Source organism: Tardiphaga sp. 37S4, from assembly GCF_021044645.1.
Classification (GTDB): domain Bacteria; phylum Pseudomonadota; class Alphaproteobacteria; order Rhizobiales; family Xanthobacteraceae; genus Tardiphaga; species Tardiphaga robiniae.
The window spans coordinates 4,546,809-4,563,652 of sequence record NZ_CP088008.1; the positions used below are offsets into that span (position 1 = coordinate 4,546,809).

At 62.1% G+C, this 16,844-nt stretch carries 19 protein-coding genes; 6 read left to right on the forward strand and 13 right to left on the reverse strand.

What is annotated here, in order from left to right; translation table 11 throughout:
* Positions 1-15: 15 nt before the first annotated feature.
* Positions 16-582 (reverse strand): DUF2478 domain-containing protein, encoded by a 567-nt coding sequence (locus LPB73_RS21620; protein WP_175368711.1) that lies wholly within the window; start codon positions 580-582, stop codon positions 16-18.
* A gap of 148 nt (positions 583-730) precedes the next feature.
* A complete protein-coding gene (locus tag LPB73_RS21625; protein WP_093759583.1) occupies positions 731-1,105 on the reverse strand; it encodes a winged helix-turn-helix domain-containing protein in 375 nt (124 codons plus the stop codon).
* Between the two features lie 59 nt (positions 1,106-1,164).
* On the opposite strand from LPB73_RS21625, the gene LPB73_RS21630 reads away from it, so the two are divergent.
* Complete coding sequence (locus tag LPB73_RS21630) at positions 1,165-1,383, forward strand: hypothetical protein (RefSeq protein ID WP_231078126.1); 219 nt, start codon at positions 1,165-1,167, stop codon at positions 1,381-1,383.
* A 13-nt stretch (positions 1,384-1,396) separates the two neighbouring features.
* Here the strand turns inward: LPB73_RS21630 and wrbA are convergent, their stop codons facing one another.
* Together wrbA and LPB73_RS21640 are read right to left on the reverse strand one after the other, a co-directional pair.
* Positions 1,397-1,996 (reverse strand): NAD(P)H:quinone oxidoreductase, encoded by a 600-nt coding sequence (gene wrbA / locus LPB73_RS21635; protein ID WP_231078127.1) that lies wholly within the window; start codon positions 1,994-1,996, stop codon positions 1,397-1,399.
* A gap of 55 nt (positions 1,997-2,051) precedes the next feature.
* Positions 2,052-2,750, reverse strand: coding sequence for a pirin family protein (locus tag LPB73_RS21640; protein WP_231078128.1), 699 nt, complete (start codon positions 2,748-2,750; stop codon positions 2,052-2,054).
* Positions 2,751-2,857: 107 nt separating this feature from the next.
* Between LPB73_RS21640 and LPB73_RS21645 the strand changes: the two genes are divergently transcribed.
* Positions 2,858-3,784 carry a LysR family transcriptional regulator gene (locus LPB73_RS21645; protein ID WP_231078129.1) on the forward strand — a complete coding sequence of 309 codons (927 nt, stop codon included), beginning with the start codon at positions 2,858-2,860 and terminating at the stop codon, positions 3,782-3,784.
* Here LPB73_RS21645 and LPB73_RS21650 read toward each other — a convergent pair.
* Positions 3,781-4,872: a glycosyltransferase family 4 protein gene (locus LPB73_RS21650; protein ID WP_231078130.1), complete on the reverse strand. Its 1,092-nt coding sequence runs from the start codon at positions 4,870-4,872 to the stop codon at positions 3,781-3,783. The two genes, LPB73_RS21645 and LPB73_RS21650, sit on opposite strands and share 4 nt — an antisense overlap.
* Before the next feature lie 142 nt (positions 4,873-5,014).
* Positions 5,015-5,209 carry a hypothetical protein gene (locus LPB73_RS21655; RefSeq protein ID WP_231078131.1) on the reverse strand — a complete coding sequence of 65 codons (195 nt, stop codon included), beginning with the start codon at positions 5,207-5,209 and terminating at the stop codon, positions 5,015-5,017.
* A 59-nt stretch (positions 5,210-5,268) separates the two neighbouring features.
* Between LPB73_RS21655 and LPB73_RS21660 the strand changes: the two genes are divergently transcribed.
* Positions 5,269-6,237: an ABC transporter substrate-binding protein gene (locus LPB73_RS21660; protein WP_231078132.1), complete on the forward strand. Its 969-nt coding sequence runs from the start codon at positions 5,269-5,271 to the stop codon at positions 6,235-6,237.
* On the opposite strand, the gene LPB73_RS21665 is transcribed toward LPB73_RS21660, so the two are convergent.
* The 3 genes from LPB73_RS21665 to LPB73_RS21675 form a co-directional block, all read right to left on the reverse strand.
* Positions 6,209-7,465 (reverse strand): MFS transporter, encoded by a 1,257-nt coding sequence (locus tag LPB73_RS21665; protein WP_231078133.1) that lies wholly within the window; start codon positions 7,463-7,465, stop codon positions 6,209-6,211. The two genes, LPB73_RS21660 and LPB73_RS21665, sit on opposite strands and share 29 nt — an antisense overlap.
* Complete coding sequence (locus LPB73_RS21670) at positions 7,462-7,830, reverse strand: hypothetical protein (protein WP_231078134.1); 369 nt, start codon at positions 7,828-7,830, stop codon at positions 7,462-7,464. Before LPB73_RS21670 ends, LPB73_RS21665 begins: the two co-directional genes overlap by 4 nt.
* 98 nt (positions 7,831-7,928) lie before the next feature.
* The gene (locus LPB73_RS21675) at positions 7,929-10,133 is read right to left on the reverse strand and encodes a TonB-dependent receptor (protein WP_231078135.1); all 2,205 of its coding nucleotides are present in this window, start codon (positions 10,131-10,133) and stop codon (positions 7,929-7,931) included.
* Positions 10,134-10,369: 236 nt separating this feature from the next.
* Here LPB73_RS21675 and LPB73_RS21680 point away from each other — a divergent pair, with 236 nt between their 5' ends.
* Positions 10,370-11,410, forward strand: a complete 1,041-nt coding sequence (locus LPB73_RS21680) for a helix-turn-helix transcriptional regulator (protein WP_231078136.1) — start codon at positions 10,370-10,372, stop codon at positions 11,408-11,410.
* A 4-nt stretch (positions 11,411-11,414) separates the two neighbouring features.
* Here the strand turns inward: LPB73_RS21680 and LPB73_RS21685 are convergent, their stop codons facing one another.
* Genes LPB73_RS21685 through LPB73_RS21700 form a run of 4 tightly spaced genes read right to left on the reverse strand, consistent with a single transcriptional unit; the run spans position 11,415 to position 15,056 of the window.
* Positions 11,415-12,311, reverse strand: coding sequence for an HlyD family secretion protein (locus LPB73_RS21685; RefSeq protein WP_231078137.1), 897 nt, complete (start codon positions 12,309-12,311; stop codon positions 11,415-11,417).
* Positions 12,308-12,517: a DUF1656 domain-containing protein gene (locus LPB73_RS21690; RefSeq protein ID WP_068733131.1), complete on the reverse strand. Its 210-nt coding sequence runs from the start codon at positions 12,515-12,517 to the stop codon at positions 12,308-12,310. Before LPB73_RS21690 ends, LPB73_RS21685 begins: the two co-directional genes overlap by 4 nt.
* On the reverse strand, positions 12,514-14,580 hold the full coding sequence (locus LPB73_RS21695) for an FUSC family protein (protein WP_231078138.1): 2,067 nt from the start codon (positions 14,578-14,580) through the stop codon (positions 12,514-12,516). The genes LPB73_RS21690 and LPB73_RS21695 overlap by 4 nt, the downstream gene beginning before the upstream one ends.
* Positions 14,577-15,056 carry a MarR family winged helix-turn-helix transcriptional regulator gene (locus LPB73_RS21700; protein WP_231078139.1) on the reverse strand — a complete coding sequence of 160 codons (480 nt, stop codon included), beginning with the start codon at positions 15,054-15,056 and terminating at the stop codon, positions 14,577-14,579. The genes LPB73_RS21695 and LPB73_RS21700 overlap by 4 nt, the downstream gene beginning before the upstream one ends.
* A gap of 308 nt (positions 15,057-15,364) precedes the next feature.
* Between LPB73_RS21700 and LPB73_RS21705 the strand changes: the two genes are divergently transcribed.
* Both LPB73_RS21705 and LPB73_RS21710 read left to right on the forward strand, forming a co-directional pair.
* Positions 15,365-16,120 carry a hypothetical protein gene (locus LPB73_RS21705; protein WP_089262507.1) on the forward strand — a complete coding sequence of 252 codons (756 nt, stop codon included), beginning with the start codon at positions 15,365-15,367 and terminating at the stop codon, positions 16,118-16,120.
* A gap of 48 nt (positions 16,121-16,168) precedes the next feature.
* Complete coding sequence (locus LPB73_RS21710; RefSeq protein ID WP_089262509.1) at positions 16,169-16,837, forward strand: hypothetical protein; 669 nt, start codon at positions 16,169-16,171, stop codon at positions 16,835-16,837.
* Positions 16,838-16,844: the final 7 nt, after the last annotated feature.

Below are 16,844 nucleotides of genomic sequence, written 5' to 3' on the forward strand. Positions count from 1 at the left end.
CGCGTTGATGGAATTCTATTTCAGCACTTCGCAAACGCTGCGATGGTCCTGACGTATCAGTCCCTCGGTGCGGCAAGAGACTTTTGCCCACCAGCCATCGAGCGACTCGCGATCGCAATGCAGCTTCACGCTCATGCCATCGGCAAATGCAATCCATTCGGCAAAGCGATGCGACGGCACGGCGATCACCACGGGGATATCGCTAGAGAGCGCGCGCTCGATCAGATAAGCGAGCCCCTTGCCCTCGCGCTCCTGCTTGCCGAACCGGTTGATGATGACGAGATCGGCGCCCTCGTCGATGGCGTCGGCGACCTGCGTGCCGGCATCGAGCAATTGTCCGACATCGAGCTTGCAGCCCTTGGCGCCGGGACCGAGATCCTGAAACAAGCGCACGTGCGCACCGGTGTGCAGCATGACCGCAGTCAGCTTCGGCACGTCGAATTCGCGATGCCCGAGTTGCACCAATCCGACGGCGCGAACGCCCTGCTTGCTCAAATCCGCCGCGAAGGTGTGCAACACTGCGTCGGGATCCTGATCCTTGTCATAGACAAGTGCAGCCAGATCGCATTGGGCGTCGAACATTGCGAAGTTCCAGTTTAAACCACGGCGCGCCACGAGCGACCAAGGCGGATCAATCCTATTCCAGAATAGAGCCATTCGAAAGCGCGATCGGGCTGACCGTCACGATATATTTATCCGGATACAACGGTGATACCGCCGGCTGGATCGGTTAGAACCTGCGCTTCTTGCCGATATCGCCCTTCAGCGCCAGCAGCTCCTTGCGCGCGGCGGTGGCCGCAGCGCTTTCGATGCCACGATAGCGCTTGATGAGCGTCAAGCCGAATGGCGTGAGGAGAGCTCCGCCCCCATTCTTACCACCCGTCTGGCGCTCGACGGCAGGCTGCCCGCAAATCCGATTGAGTTCATCGACCAGATCCCAGGCGCGCTTGTAGGACATCGCCATGGCGCGGCCAGCAGCCGAAATCGAACCGGTGGCATGAATATGTTCGAGAAGCTGAATCTTGCCCGGTCCAATCCGTCCCTCGGGATCGAGGTCGATGCGGATACTGAGGACTGGCGCGGGCGAGCTAGCTGGCTTGGACATAGCCGAAGTCTACGTCCCCAGACGTAACCTTGCCAGTCCAACAATCAAGGAACGTTTCAGTGTTGGCGGCATTCGGGGCAAACGACTTCGCCCCTGGTCACATGCTCGATGCCGCGACAAAGCCATTTCCGGGCTATCGCGTGCAGCGGCCGCCGGGCCAGCTGATAGATGAAATACACGTCGAGCATGATGAAATCGAATCCGTTCGTCCCGACATAGATAGGGCGGCGTCCTGCAATCAGAACGCCGCCTTTCTCTTGTCAGCCATCTCTTTTTAGTTCGCCACGCAGCTTAGCCGTGAAGTTTCTTCGCGGTCTCGGCGATGACCTTGCCCTGATAACGGGCGCCGGCCAGTTCGTTGTCCGAGGGTTGGCGGCTGCCGTCGCCACCGGTCAGGGTGGTGGCGCCATAGGGCGAGCCGCCGGTGACTTCATCGAGCTTCATCTGGCCCTGGAAGCCGTAATTGAGGCCGACGATGGTCATGCCGAAATGCAGCAGGTTGGTGATGATCGAGAACAGCGTGGTTTCCTGGCCACCGTGCTGGGTCGCGGTCGCGGTGAAGGCACCGCCGACCTTGCCATGCAGCGCGCCCTTCATCCACAGGCCACCGGCCTGATCGAGGAAGTTGGCCATCTGCGAGGACATGCGGCCGAAGCGGGTGCCGGTACCGACGATGATCGCGTCGTAATTGGCGAGATCGTCGATGGTCGCGATCGGGGCAGCCTGGTCAATCTTGTAGTAGGACGCCTTGGCGACCTCGGCAGGCACCAGTTCAGGCACGCGCTTGATATCGACAGTGGCGCCGGCTTCGCGGGCACCTTCGGCGACGGCATTGGCCATCGCTTCGATATGGCCGTAAGCGGAATAATAAAGGACGAGTACTTTGGTCATGGTCAGTCTCCGTTGGATTGGGATGAGTAGGTCGGTTGATGATTGGTGGGCGCCGTCAGGCCGCGTCCACCAGAACGAGTTCGGAATCTTCCAGCGCGGTGATCGTGACGCTGGCTTCATCACGGATGGCGACGCCGTCGCGGGCGTTGACGCGAATGCCGTTGATCTCAATCGCGCCAGCCGCCGGCACGAGGTAGCCGTTGCGCGAGCTACCCAGCGGATATTGCGCGGTCTCACCGGCCTTCAGCGTCGTTGCCAGCACCCGGGCGTCAGCCCGGATAGGCAGTGCCCCGGCGTCGTCCTTGAAGCCGCTGGCAATGGTGACGAACTGGCCGGAGCGATCGGCCTTCGGGAACGGTTTGGCGCCCCAGCAAGGCTGGCCGCCCGTTTGTGTGGGCTCGATCCAGATCTGGAAGATCCGCGTGGTCGATGCCTCCAGATTGTATTCGGAGTGCCGGATGCCCGAGCCCGCACTCATCACCTGAACGTCGCCGGCCTCGGTACGACCCGTGTTGCCCAGACTGTCCTGATGCGTGATCGCGCCTTCGCGGACATAGGTGATGATTTCCATGTTGGAATGCGGATGAGCCGGGAAACCGGTGTTCGGCGCGATCTCGTCGTCGTTCCAGACGCGCAAGCTGCCGTGGCCCATATTCTCGGGGTCGTAGTGGCTCCCGAACGAGAAATGGTGTTTGGCCTTGAGCCAGCCGTGGTCGGCGCCGCCGAGTTTGTCGAAAGGTCTGAGGTCGATCATGACGAAATCTCCGTCGTTTGATGCATTTGCATCCTGGGCATCTGGATATGCCCTCGCAGATGGCGCATAAATAGAAATGATGGAAACTCATCGTTTCGGATTTTGAGATGCCCAAACTTCCCGATTTCGAAGCGCTGGCGATTTTCGCCAAGGTGGTCGAACTGCGGTCCTTTGCGGCGGCGGCAACCGAGCTGACCCTATCCAAGGCCACCGTCTCCAAGGCGGTGAGCCGGCTGGAGGACCGCCTCGGTGCCAGGCTGTTCAACCGGACCTCGCGGCGGCTGGCGCTGACCGATGCCGGCCGGACGCTGGCGGTGAAGGCTGCGCAATTGCTGGCGGACGGCGAAGCGCTCGAGAACGAAGCGCTGGCGCAGTCAGCGACACCGCGCGGGCTGGTACGGCTGGCCGTGCCGATGACCTACGGCACCAATACGGTGGCGCATCTGCTGCCGGAGTTCCTCGCCAAATATCCGGAAGTCTCCATCGACCTCAGCCTCAGCGACGCCACCGTCGATCTGATCGGCGAAGGTTTCGATGCTGCAATCCGCATCGCCACGCTGCCGGACTCATCGCTGATCGCGCGGCGGCTCTGCCCGGTGAAGCGCCACATCGTGGCGGCACCGTCCTATTTCGCGAAATACGGCCGGCCGACGCACCCCATGCACCTCGCCGACCACAAATGCTTTGGCTACACCTATCTCTCGACCCCCGGCGTCTGGCACTTCACCAATGCGGCCGGCGAACAGGCCAGCGTTCGGCCAGCCGGGCCGCTCCGCGTCAACAATGGCGAGGCGCTACTGCCTGCGCTGATCGCCGGATTGGGGATCAGCGACCTGCCGGATTTCATCGTCGGCGATGCATTGGCGAGCGGCGCGCTGGAGGCCGTGTTGCAGGACTGGTCGCAATCGTCGAGCGGTGTCTACCTCGTCACGCCGCCGGGCGGTCCCCGCCCAGCCCGTGTCGAAGTGCTGCTGGAATTTCTTGCTGACAAACTCGCCGCTACCGGCAAACGCGCACGCAAGACATCAGGCTAGCTCGCCTTCATCATCAGCCCGTAGATGCCGAAATACTGGTCGCGCATATTGGCGATATCGAATTCGGTGACGAAATCCTTCGCCGTCCTTGCGATCTTCGCGGCGAGCTCAGGCTGCGCCGCAAGCGCCGCGATCTTGTCGGCGAGATCCTCGGCGGATCCGACCTTGAATTTGATACCGTTCGAGCCATCCACCAGCAGTTCGGCCGGGCCATCGACATCCGCGGCGATGACAGGCAGGCCGACCGCCATGGCTTCGAGCAGCACCAGTCCGAAACCTTCGAAACGCGATGGCAGGACGAAGATATCGGCCTCGTCCAGCGGACGGCACACATCGGTGCGCCCACACAGAAAGCGAATACGATCGGCGACATTTTCGGCGATCGCCTGTGCCTTCAAACTCAGGAGGGTCGACTCGTCGCCCGCTGGCGGGCTGCCGACAAAATCGCAGCGAATGTCGAGCCCGCGTGCCGCGCAGAGACTGACCGCCTTGATCAGGATGTCCTGCCCCTTCTGCTTGGGATAGATGCGGGCCACGTTGATCAGCCGCAGCGGTGAGCCGAAGCGACGTTGCCGCGCCACTCTATCGAATGTCGCGAGCGGGATGCCGTTATGCACCTTGAACAGGCGCTTCAGTTTGACAGCTTCACATTCACGCTCGACCGCAGCAGAGATCGCGATGTTCCAATCGACGAACCGCTGATGCAGCCGAAGCTTTACGCGGTCCCACGCGTTGACGAGGCCGGTATTGTGAATCGTGTAGCCGACGCTCATCGGACGATACAGTTTACTCAACATGGCGAAGTGCTTGGCGCCGCTGTCATGCGCATGGATGATACGAATATCGTGACGGCGGATGATGTTGAGTAAACTTAGAATGACACGTGGATTGCGATTCCCGGGTGGACGCTTAAGGAAGTAGACCGGATGACCTGTCGCGGAGAGCTCGGCAGCAAGATCGGGATGGAAAAAGTCGTTAATGACGACGAAAACCTGCGGAATGTCCTCTCCCGGCGTGCAACTGGCAGCGAAATTGATCAGCAGTCGCTCCGACCCGCCCACGGTCAGCGACGAAATCAATTGAAGCACACAACCCACTTTGAAATGCTCCCGGCCCGAATGCCGGGCGACTTCCAAATCCGTCGCACTCCAAACGGCCCGATTGCGAAATAGCGCCAGGGTTTTTGTCTGTTGGGAGTAATCCATTCCCTATTTCGGCTGACGCTCGTGGCTATTCTGCGGCGCACCAAATGCGCCGCGGAAGGGAATTCTGGCGGAAAGACGGCAGAGTTGCGCTGGAATGCGCACGCAGGTTGACGGTGGGCCAAAACACATCAGATTTTCCGAAAGCGCAAAACTTCCACGCCATTTCCAGCAGCGCTACATTCGTTGCTTTCGCTCGATGATATTCAGTCAGCCATTTCATTGACTGAATCCGTGTCGGACGTAGCTTTGATGCTCGCCATTGCATCAGAGAAAGTGACCATGACCACCGCCTCCCCTACACGCCGTTTGCTATCAACACTCATCGCCACAGCCTTCAGCGCAACGCTCGCCACCTCCGCTTTCGCGGCGGACCAGATCACGCTGCGCGTCGGCGACCAGAAGGGCGGCAACCGCTCGCTGCTGGAGATCTCCGGCTTGGCGAAGGACTTGCCCTACAAGATCCAGTGGTCGGAATTCCCTGCGGCGGCGCCGATCCTCGAAGCCATCAATGCCGGCGCACTCGATGTCGGTTACACCGGCGACCTCTCGTTCCTCACGGTCTATGCCAACGGCGCACCAATCAAGGCGATCGGCGGCACACGCTCCAATGCGGACACACAGGCGATCCTGGTGCGCAACGATTCACCGATCAAGACCGCTGCCGACCTCAAGGGCAAGCGCCTCGCAGGCACACGCGGCGGCTGGGGCCAGTTCCTGATTGAGGCGACGCTGGAGAAAGCCGGTTACAAGACCAGCGACGCAACTTTCGCGCCGCTCGGTCCCGTCGATGCCAAGATTGCACTTCTCGCCGGTTCGATCGACGGCTGGGCCGTATGGGAACCCTACATCTCCTACGCCGTGCTGAAAGACAATGCGCGGGTGGTTGCCGATGGCACGGGCCTGACGCCGACCCTGACCTTTATCGTCGCTTCCGAACAGGCAATTGCCACCAAGCGCGAGGCCGTCGCCGACCTGTTGCAGCGGCTTAACAAGGCCCGCAACTGGTCGCGCGAGCATGTCAATGAATATGCTAAAAACACCGCCGAGCTGACCAAGCTGCCGGAAGACGTGCTGGCGCGCGCCTACAAGGCGCAGGACACACGGCCGATCGCCATCGACGATGGCGTGGTGAAGGAGTTCCAGGAAGCCTCGGATCGCGCCACGCGCTACGGAATCCTGTCGAAGCAGGTCGATGTCAGCAAGGCCGTCGATCGCAGCTTCACGCAGGCTGCGCCGGCATCGAACTAGCCGACGGCTGCGCGGCGAGAATGCGCATCGTTGCAATCGCCGCGATCAGCGACAACACTGTGGCGACGCTGAACAGCGTCCCATAGCCGAGCAGGTCGGCAATGCGGCCCGACAGCATCGAGCCGATGAAGTAGATGATCAGCTGGGCGCAGGCGAGAATCGTGAAGTCGGTGCCCGGCTGATCCTTCGATGCCGCCGCCATGAACAGGCTGTAGAGCGCGACGATCTCCATATAGCGGATCAAGGTCTGGAATCCGGCCGCGCCGAAAATCGGCCAGATGCCGGTCACCACGCCCAGCGCATGCGCCGTGAACAGCGCAAAACAGATCGTGCGGAGAATGCCCAGCAGACCCAGCGTCCAGCCGGTGCCGCAGCGTTGCAACAGCCATGCTGCGCCAGCGGCACCCGCGAGGCCCGCCGTCGTCGCGGCGCCGCCGGAAAGATAACCGATCTGTTTGAGCGGCACGCCGGCATCGACGAGATAGCTGCCCTCCATCGCCTTCACGAGGCCCTCGCTCATCCGGTAGATCAGTGCGATCCAGAGAATGTTGCGCACCTCGCGGCGGCGCAGGAAGGCCATCACGGAAGGCCGCGGCTTCGACGGATCGATCTGCCCGGCTTCGTCCTCGCGCATAGCGAAAGCGGCAAAGAGCGGAATCAACGAGAAGCCGGCGATGGTCAGCAGCATACCGGTCCAACCGATCTGCGCATACAGCACCAGCCCGAGCGTGCCGCCGATCACGACACCGAACGCGACCGAGCCGCCCTGGATGGCGTTGCCGATGGCGCGATCCTCGGGCGCGAGATATTTCGCAGCATAGCCGTCGGTGGCGATGTCCTGGGTCGAGATCAGCAGTGAGCCGAACAGGCCCACCGTGATGATGCCCCAGATATTGGTTGCGCCGAGCGGGATCAAACACAGCAGGCTGATGATGACCCCGGTTTGGGTCACGATCACCCAGCCGGCGCGATGTGCGCGCGCGAACGGGCGGATGCGATCCACCACCGGCGCCCAGAAGAACTTCAGCAGCAACGGCAGAAACCAGAGGCTGAGATATCCGATCTCGCTGCGCGAGACGCCGGCTTCGCGCATGATCGGCGGCAGGGCGGCGGCGAACAGATAAGACGGGATCGCCTGTGCCAGATACAGCCCGCCAAGCACGACGAACAGACGCTTGCGTCCCATGACGGCGACCGGCGCAGATGCGTTAAGCTCCGCGGTGCTCATGCGAGGCCGCGATGTTCGGCGAGAAAGGCGCGCGCGGCGATCTCGTCCTCAAGCGCCACCAGCGGCATCGGCCAGAGCTTCCGAAACGTCTCTTCCATCTTCTTGTTGGCGCCGGGGCGTACAATCGCCACAGCACGGCAGCGCGCGGAGATATGGCCGCGCGTCGCCTTGAACCACAGCGCCTGCTCCCGCTCGCCGGCGACGGACAGTTTCCCGCCGCCCCCGAACACGGTCAGAAGTTCGAATGGCGCATCATGCTCGCCGACCCGGGCCAGCGCGGCCAGATAATCGCGCTCGTCCGTCTCCGCGTAAGGCGGCAGGAACCGTAGCGTCAGCAGGCTCCCATCAATCTCCAGATCCACCATGATGGCAATTAGAACTCCCTGGGAAGTGGCCTTGGAAGGTTTGTCTCGTTGAGCGTGATCTGATCCGAAAACCGGCGACCACTTTTCGGGATTACGCCCTAGAACGTCTTGCGATAGCCGACCGTCACGGTGCGGCCCCAGGAATAGACCGGCAGGTTGCGCACCGAGGTTGCTGTCGGGTTCTGCAGCTCCGTATCGAACAGGTTGTTGACGGCTGCATAGGCCTCACCGCCATAGACCGGCCCGCTCAGCGCAGCATTCATGGTGAAGCCACCCTCGATGGGATAGACCGTATTGGTCAGGTTGATGCCGCGGTTCCGGCCCGAATAGCCCTCGCCCTCGACGCGCAGCTTGATGCCATTATCGAAGCGATAGTCGCCGAAGATCAGACCACGCACCGGGCTGCCGATGCGGTTGTTGGGCAGCCAGCTATCGAGCACACCGTCCTTGTTGGTGTCGTAGCGGCCTTCCTTGTAGCCGATCGTGGTACCCAGCGTGAAATTCCGGTTGATCGCCATCTCGCCGATATATTCGACGCCGTAGATCATTTCCTTCTGCTGCGAGATCAGGTTGGTGACCGGATCGAAGGTCACGCCCTTCTCGGACGTGCTGACGAAACCGGTGATGCTGCCCTTGTAGGGACCGTCGCCGCCGCGGATGCCGATCTCGTAGTTATTGACGATCTGGGCTTCCGGCGCGATCGAGCTGAAAGAGATGGTCTGGCGTGCCAGCGGCAGGCAGTTCGGCGTCGCCACCGGACAGGCGAATGCCGTGGATGACAGGCCGGCGCGGCGCGTATAGGCGCCGACATCAGGCAGCGCATAGCCCTGCGAGAAACCGCCGAACAGATCGATCTTGTTGTTGAGCTTGAAGGTCGCGCCGAGATTGTAGGTCGGCGAGGCATATTCGTACTGACCGCCGATGACATTGAGCGCCGGCAGAACGAAGCGCGTCACGGGCGAAATCGCGGCATAGGCGGCCGGACGCAGGAAGTCGTCGACGCTGAGATCGAAATGCTCGTAGCGAACGCCGCCCCGCGCGGTCAGCCGATCGGTGATCGGGACTTGTACCAATGCAAATCCGGCGGTCGTCACCTGGGTCAACGGCGTGAACACATCGCGGCCATCGGTCAGCGTCTGCCATGTCTTGTCATGAACGACGTCGGTGCCCCAGGTCACCTTGGCCCCGTTCCAGATGCGGTCGAGCGGCGTATCGATCGTCAGATTGACGCCACCGCGCTCGGAATACAGCGTGGTCTGGTTGGCCGGGCTGGTCGGGCTCAGCGGGTTGCCGGAATAATAGACCAGCGAGTTATAGGGATAGGAAAATTCCGAATAGTTGAAGCGCTTCTTGATATCATTGTAGAAGCCGACCACGCTGAGATTGCCAAGCACGAAGTCGGTATCGCTGTAGCGCAACTGGAACGAGCGCGAATCTTCCAGCACGCTCTGCCCGGTATAGGGCTTGGTGAAATCCGGCTTCGCATAGGCGCCGGAATAGTCGGTGAGGTATTTCGGCGTCTGGTCGAGATAGAACTGGCTGATCGAGGCTTCGATGCGCTTGCCGCCATCGAAATCGTAACCGATCTTGCCCAGGAAATTGCCGCTGGCGAGACGATCACCACCTCCCTGCCCGAGCATGGCGTCCGATGGCAGCTCGCGGCCCGCGCCGTCATAGGTCTTCTGCGCGCCGCGGCCGCTGCCGACGAACACATAGTCGATGCCATTCGTGCCCTTGCCACTGACCGTCGCCGACAGCTCCGGTGCCAGCGAACCGCCGGGATCGGCAGTGAAGGTGCGCAGCGCCGTATTGACGCTGACGCGTGGACCGCCCGGCTGCGCTTTCTTGGTAACGAAATTCACCGTACCGCCCGTCGCGCCGGCGCCATACAGGCTCGATGCACCGGCGACCAGTTCGATGCGCTCGACGGAATTCAGATCGATCAGCGACAGGACGCGCGAGACGTCGCGGAGCGGCGTCGTCAGCGGCACGCCGTCCATCAGCACCAGAAGGTCGCGGCCGCGATAGCTTTCGGAAGCGCCGGAGATGGTCTGGTTCGACACCGAGAAGCCCGGCAGCAATTTTGCCAGCAGCGCCGATGCGCTGCCGCTCTGCTTGAGCTGCTCGTCAATCTCCTTCTGATCGACCACCTGCACGGTCTGCGGAATATCCGAAATCGAGCGCTGGGCACGCGCGGCGGTCACCGTGATCTCGTCAAGCGTGACGCCCGCGCTCTGCTGCGCAACGGCCTGCGACGACATGAGCCCGACGGCGGGGATGAGGAGGAACTGGCTGTAACGCATGAGCTCGGAGTCTTCCGTATGTTCGTGGCGACGAAGCACTGGAGAGGTCGAGCCGGTCAATTCGACCGAGGCCGCAGCAGTTTGGAATCAATGTAAATTCCGGCCGCGGCTTTACTCTTCTTACGCCTGTGCATTCCGTCTATCGTCACAGCGATACGGCACAGCCCATGGCATGACTTGGACTCGGTGAATTGATAGTCGGACTGGAGCGAACGAAGCGGTTTGGATTCGATGCTGTGGCAAACGCGCATCAGTCGCGGTCTCCATCCTGCGTCGATGCCGCTCCCGATTGCCCTCTCGTCCCGCTCTGGCTGGTTGCCGACGATATCGATGACACCCTGCGCAAGCCGCTTGAGAGCCGCCTGCCGTGGAAGACCGTGCAGCGCAATTCGCTGGGATCGTTTCGCGCAGCGCCGTTCCAGTCAAAGGCGATCCTGCGGATGCAGCCGCATCTCGGACTGATGTCGTGTTTCGATCCCGCGCCGCTCTGGACCATGCCCGACGACGATAGCGCCACGACCGGCAACGACTCGCCGCAGGACATCCTGGTGCTGCGGCCGTCCGACGGCGTGGTGATCGTCCAGCAGGATGGCCAGCGCCAGACATGCATGCCGCGCGAGGCGATCATTCTCGATCCCGGCCGCGCCACCACCTTCATCATGAATGATGTGAGCCGCGTCGACTGCCTGCTACTCCCCAGCAATGGCCATACCGGATTGCGCCACATCGCCCATGACAATGGCGGGCTGATCGCGCTTGGCCATTACGCCGCCGCGGTGATGCGCGGCTTGCTGCCGATGAATTCGGCGGCGCTGACCGGTCTTGCCATCGATTATATGAACGGCCTCGTCGCCACCATGATCGATGAAGCCGATGCGCCGGAGCGACGCGCAGCATTGCGGCCGGACCGGCCAACCATCAGTCTCTTGTCCCTCAAGGCCGATATCGAGGCCAGCCTCAGCCAGCCGACGCTGTCGCTGGAGCGGCTCGCGACCACCCATGGCGTCACCGCGCGTTATTTCCAGAAATTGTTCGAGGCCGAAGGCCGGACGTTTTCGGACTACCTGCTGGAGCGCCGTCTGGAACGCGCCTTCCACATGCTGCGCGACGGCAACCGCGGAGATCGCGCCGTCAGCACCATCGCCTTCGAGGTCGGCTTCGGCGACCTGTCTTATTTCAACCGCACCTTCAAAAAGCGCTTCGGCGCCACGCCCCGCGAGATCCGTGCGCGATTTGAGACGATGCTGCTGGATACGATGCCGGATACGGACGCCTGAAGCGTCAGTTCACCTTCGCAATCGTCGTCCCGTTGCCCGGCAAAATCTCCACCGTCGCCGTGCGGCCCGCGACCAGCGTCGCACCTGCCGGAACAGCGTCGAGCGCGATGCGCACCGGCACGCGCTGGGCGAGACGGACCCAACTGAAGGTCGGGGTCACATTGGCGAGCAGGTTGCTACCCTCTGCGCGGTCGCGGTCCTCGATGCCGGCGGCAACGCTCTCCACATGGCCGGTGAGCTTGGCGGCATCACCCATCAAGTGAATGTGGACGGGATCGCCGACGTGGATCCGCGACAGCTTGGTCTCCTCGAAATAGCCGTCGACATGCAGGCTCGACGTATCGACCAATGCCATCACGCCCTTGCCGGCAGTGACATAGGTACCGGGGCGCAGGTCCATGTTGGAGATCACGCCCGAGACGGGCGCGTGAACCTCGCTGCGATCGAGATTGAGCTGCGCCACGGCCCGATCGGCAATGGCCTGATCCAGCGACGCCTTGGCCAGCAGTTGCGTCGCCAGCACCTGTTCCTGCTTCTGCTGCGAGACGGCGGCCGTTGTCAATTCCTTGTAACGCTTCAGATCGAGATCGGCCTGTTCAAGGCTGGCCTTGCGACCGGCCACAACGGCTTCGGCCTGCTGCAGTGCCAGCGCGAAACGTGCACGGTCGATCCGCATGATGACGTCGCCGCGGGCCACCTTCTGATTGTCCTTCACCAGAATCTCGGTGACGAAGCCGGAGACATCAGGCGCCACGGTGACCACGTCGGCACGGACGCGGCCGTCGCGGGTCCACGGCGCATCCATATAATAGACCCAGAGATAGCGCCCCACGGCGAGCGCGGCGACGACGGCCAGCGCGGTGACGGCGAAACGGCGAATAAAACTCACAGCGTTTTTCATGACAGCAATCCGGAGGATAAATAAACCACGCCGCCCAAGAGGCAGACATACAGAGCAAGATCGAACAGCGCGCGGTGCCAGACATAGCGATAGAGGCCGGAGCGCTCGATCAACGGGCGCAGCAACGCGCCGATGGCGTAAGTGATGACCAGCCACAGCATCAGCGATGGCAACAGCACACCGAACAGATCGATTTCATATCTCATGCCGCCACACTCCCGGCGAGAAGGCCCGATTCGGGCAGATAGGCGGGTGCTGTCGGAAACAGACCGCGGCGAATGCCGACAAGCCCGATCAGTGCATCCGCGCGCCCTGCCCCGCGCTCGCTGATGGCCTCCGACAGCGCGTGATCAACCTTCGCCAGCAGTGGCTCTGGCATCGCTCCGCCTTTGTAGTTGCGGAAGCTCACGGCCAGTTCGTCCAGCATCGCGTCCATGGCACCGAGCGTCGGTGACGACAGGTGATGCCGCGCACGGCGCAGATCGACGATGTTCAGCCCGACGCGCAATTCGCGCAGGTTGTCGACAGCACGCAGCGGCGAAGCCTTCAGCGCCGTCAGCCGCGGCGCGAGAAGGCCGATGCGATTCAGCATCAGGCCGGGAAAAGCCGCGCGGTCGCGGTTGCCGCGCTGTTCGGCAGCCTCCGCGATGGCGATCCAGCCGCGCCGCATCAGCCGCTTCACACTCCATTCGGAGCCGACTGAGCGGATCAACTGGATCGAGATGACGGACAGCTCGGTGCCGACGAAGAAAGCCACGCTGGAATTGGCGAAACTTGCGAAGTCGGCATTGTAAGTCGTCTGCAACGCCATCAGCGTCGCGGTATTCGCCGCCAGCAGCATGCCGATGAAGAAGGTGGCGGGGCGTGCGATGAGATAGCCGAACAGCAGGAACGGCGGCGCCAGCACGGCAACAAGCAACTCGACATCGGTGATGGCCGGCAGGATCGCGAACAGATAGAGCGCGATGATCACCATCGCGGCCAGCGTCCATTTGGCAAAGCCGCGCAACCCCACCGCGGGATCATCCATGCTGGCGAAGAACGAGCAGCCGACAGCCGCCATGGTCGGTGCTGTCGCGCCATCGGTCCAGCCGGTGGCGATCCAGAACGCGCAGCAGACGAGGATGGTAATGAACACGCCTGCTGCGGACCATAGCGCCATGCCGTGATCGACATGCCGCACCGGGGCCACACCGGCTTCAGCCTGAAAGGCGAGTTTCGCGCCCGGCGGACGGCCGCCCTCGGCAATCGCCTGATTGAGCACCCGGCAATCCGCCGAAATATCGACGAGCTCGCGCATCCGCATCAGCAGGCTCGCGATCATGATCTCGGTCCATGACGACGACGCACCCAGCTTCGGCTGCTGCGCGGCGATCATGCTGCGCAGCCGCTTGGCGGGTTCACGGTCGGTGCTGTTGTCAGCAATCCAGGCGGAGACGTCGTCGATCAGCGCCATCAATTGCGGTGAGGTCGTCCGCGCGTCTTCGCCCAGCGCGTCGATGCGATCGCCCATGGATGACAGCAGCGGCAGGAATGTCAGCATGCGCGTGCGCAGGGCGCGCATCCAGCGTGAGGTCTCGCGTCCGCCGAGACGATCATAGGCTAGATGATCGGCGAGCGTATCGATATCGACGGCATCGGCGGCGAGCTTGAGGCGCAGATCGCGCGTGGCCGGATCGGCGCTGCGGCCGGCCAGCACGTCTTGGGTCAGCTTGCGCGCACCGGCGAGCCAGCTATCGACCCGCGTTGCAACCGCCGGACCGACGCTGCGCGGCAACAGGATCGTGGATACCAGCGTCGCGCAGAGAATGCCGACGATGATCTCCTCGCTTCGCGCGACCGCCGTATCGAAGATGGCTGCGGGTTCGTTGACCGAGGGAAAGCTGATCAGCGCACAGGTGTAGCCTGCCAGCATGAACATGTAGCCGCGCGGCGTCCTGTCCAGCAGCGACACATAGAGACAGAGACCGACCCACAGCGCTATGGCGAGGCTGAGCAGTTCCGGCGAATTGACGAGATTTGGCACCAGCACGACGCTGGCCGAAGCCCCAACCAGTGTGCCGATGACGCGAAACAGCGCTTTCGAACGCGTAGCGCCGGCCAGCGGCTGCGAGGCGATATAGACCGTGGCCAGCGCCCAATACGGCCGCGGCAGATCCATCGCGAAGCCGATCAGCAGCGCCATCATGCCGGCGATGAAGGTTTTCACGGAGAAGATGATGTCGGCGTGGCGGACGAGAAACGGCGGTCTGGCAGCAGCGGAGGTCATGGCAACGCGTCCGCCTCCTCGGCGGCCTCATACAGGCGATTGGCCGATAGCTCGATCCGTCCGAGCACATCGAAGGCAATAGCGAGTTCATCCGGCGCGATGCCCTTCATCAGGTCACCGCGCAGCCGGCGCATGACGCGCCTGATCTCTTCGGCCTTGGCTTCGCCAAGCGGGGTCAGGTGCAAAACCTTGGCGCGGCGGTCGGTCGGATCCTCGCGGCGCTCGACGAGCCCTTCGGCAGCCAGCAGGTCGATCAGCCGGACCACCGATGGACCTTCGAGCCCCATTTCGTCGGCGAGCACGCCCTGACGCACGTTCTCGCGTCCGGCGCGGGACAGGATCAGCAGCGGATGGGCCGTGGCTTCGGACAGGCCATGCGCCGACAGGGTCTGGTCAGCCTTGCGGCGCCAGACCCGTGCCAGTCGCGCAACCAGCAGGCCCAGTTCGGCCTGGATATGCGTTTGGGAGTGGGGCATGGAAATTAGATAGGACCCTATCGATTAGGCTGCAATCTATTTTGTGCGTCGCATCAATCACGGTCTGGTGAGGATCGGCAGCAAGCCGAAGAACCGGCCAGCCGGTCCGGCGATCCGAAATGCCGAAAACAATGCCCGCGACCAAATATGGAGAATTTCCCAATGATTTCCGTGGGCCATATCTTTCAGCGATTGAAATCCCCCTTGTTTCTGCCATGTTCGCGCCCAAAGCAGGCATCGGGTAGTGTTCTCCGGCGCGCGAATCTCCATCGCGCGGATGCTCCAGTTGAAAGCGGCAAAGGAATTCCATGGCGAAGCCAGCAGTGATTGTCGTCGGCGCGGACAAGGGTGGGGTCGGCAAGACCACGGTTTCGCGGACGGTTCTGGACTATTTCAGCGCCAACAACGTCCCGACGCGCGCTTTCGACACCGAAGCGCCGCGCGGCACGCTGAAGCGGTTCCATTCGGACATCACCGAAATCGTCGACATGACGACCACGTCCGACCAGATGAAGATCTTCGATACGCTCAACAGCGCATCGCCCTCGGTGACCGTGATCGACGTCCGCGCAGGCCTGCTGTCCCGGGCGCTGGCCGATCTGCGTGACATCGGCTTCCTCGATGCCGCCAAGTCCGGCCAGATTACCTTTGCCGTTTTCCATATACTCGGCCCGTCGATCGCCTCCCTGGACGAGATCGCCGAGACCGCCGGCTTCATGGACGGTGCGAAGTATTTCCTGGTGAAGAACTTCATTAACAACACCAGCTTCTTCGAATGGGACCAGGCGACCTACAACTCCTATTTCCACCGCATCAAGGGCGCCACCGAGATCACCATCCCGAAGCTGAACGAAATGGCCTATGAGCAGGTCGAGGTCTCCAGCGTGCCGTTCCTGAAATTCGTCGCCAACAAGGGACCGCATGACGAGACCGCGAACTATTCGTTCGTGCTGCGCGGCTATGTCCGGCACTGGCTGGCCAATGTCTGGAGCGAATTCGACCGCATCAAGCTGACCGACATCGTCCACGACAAGCCCGGTGCCCGCAGCCCCGGCGAGAAGTAAGTCCATTTAACGATTGGAGCGGCGTCGGATTCGCCTGATATTGCGCCGATGCGACGCACGCCCGTTTATATCATCTGCTCGACGCGACCGATGGTCGGCAAGACCCTCGTCGCGCGCCTGTTGTGCGAATTCCTGAAGCTGCAGCGCGGCGACGTCACCGCCTTCGATGTCAGCCTGAAAGAACCGTCGCTGCTGGATTTCCTGCCGAAACTGACCGAGACCGCCGACGTCAATGACACGTTCGGCAAGATGTCGCTGATGGACCGGCTCATCATCAACGACGACATCGCCAAGGTGATCGACCTCGGCTATTTCGCCTTCGACGAATTCTTCAAAATGACCGGCGAGATCGGTTTCGCCAAGGAAGCCGCACGCCGCGGTGTGGCGCCCATCGTGTTCTTCATGGGCGACAGCGACCGCGCCTCATTGCGCGGCTACGAGATGCTGCAGCAGCAGTTCACCCGCAATTCGCTCTATGTGATCGACAACGAACACGTGCTGCGCGGCGAAATCCCAGTGGCGCTGGCGCAGGGCCGTATGCTGCGTATCGCGGCGCTGCCGGTGTTCCTCAAGACCTATATCGACCGGCTGAATTTCTCCTTCACCGGCTATTTGCGCTCGGAGCAGGATTCATCGACCGAGCTGCATCAGTGGATCAGGAAGAATTATTTCAGCTTTCGGGAAATCGAGCTGGGACTTTTGCTGCAGGGGTCGTGACGGGCAA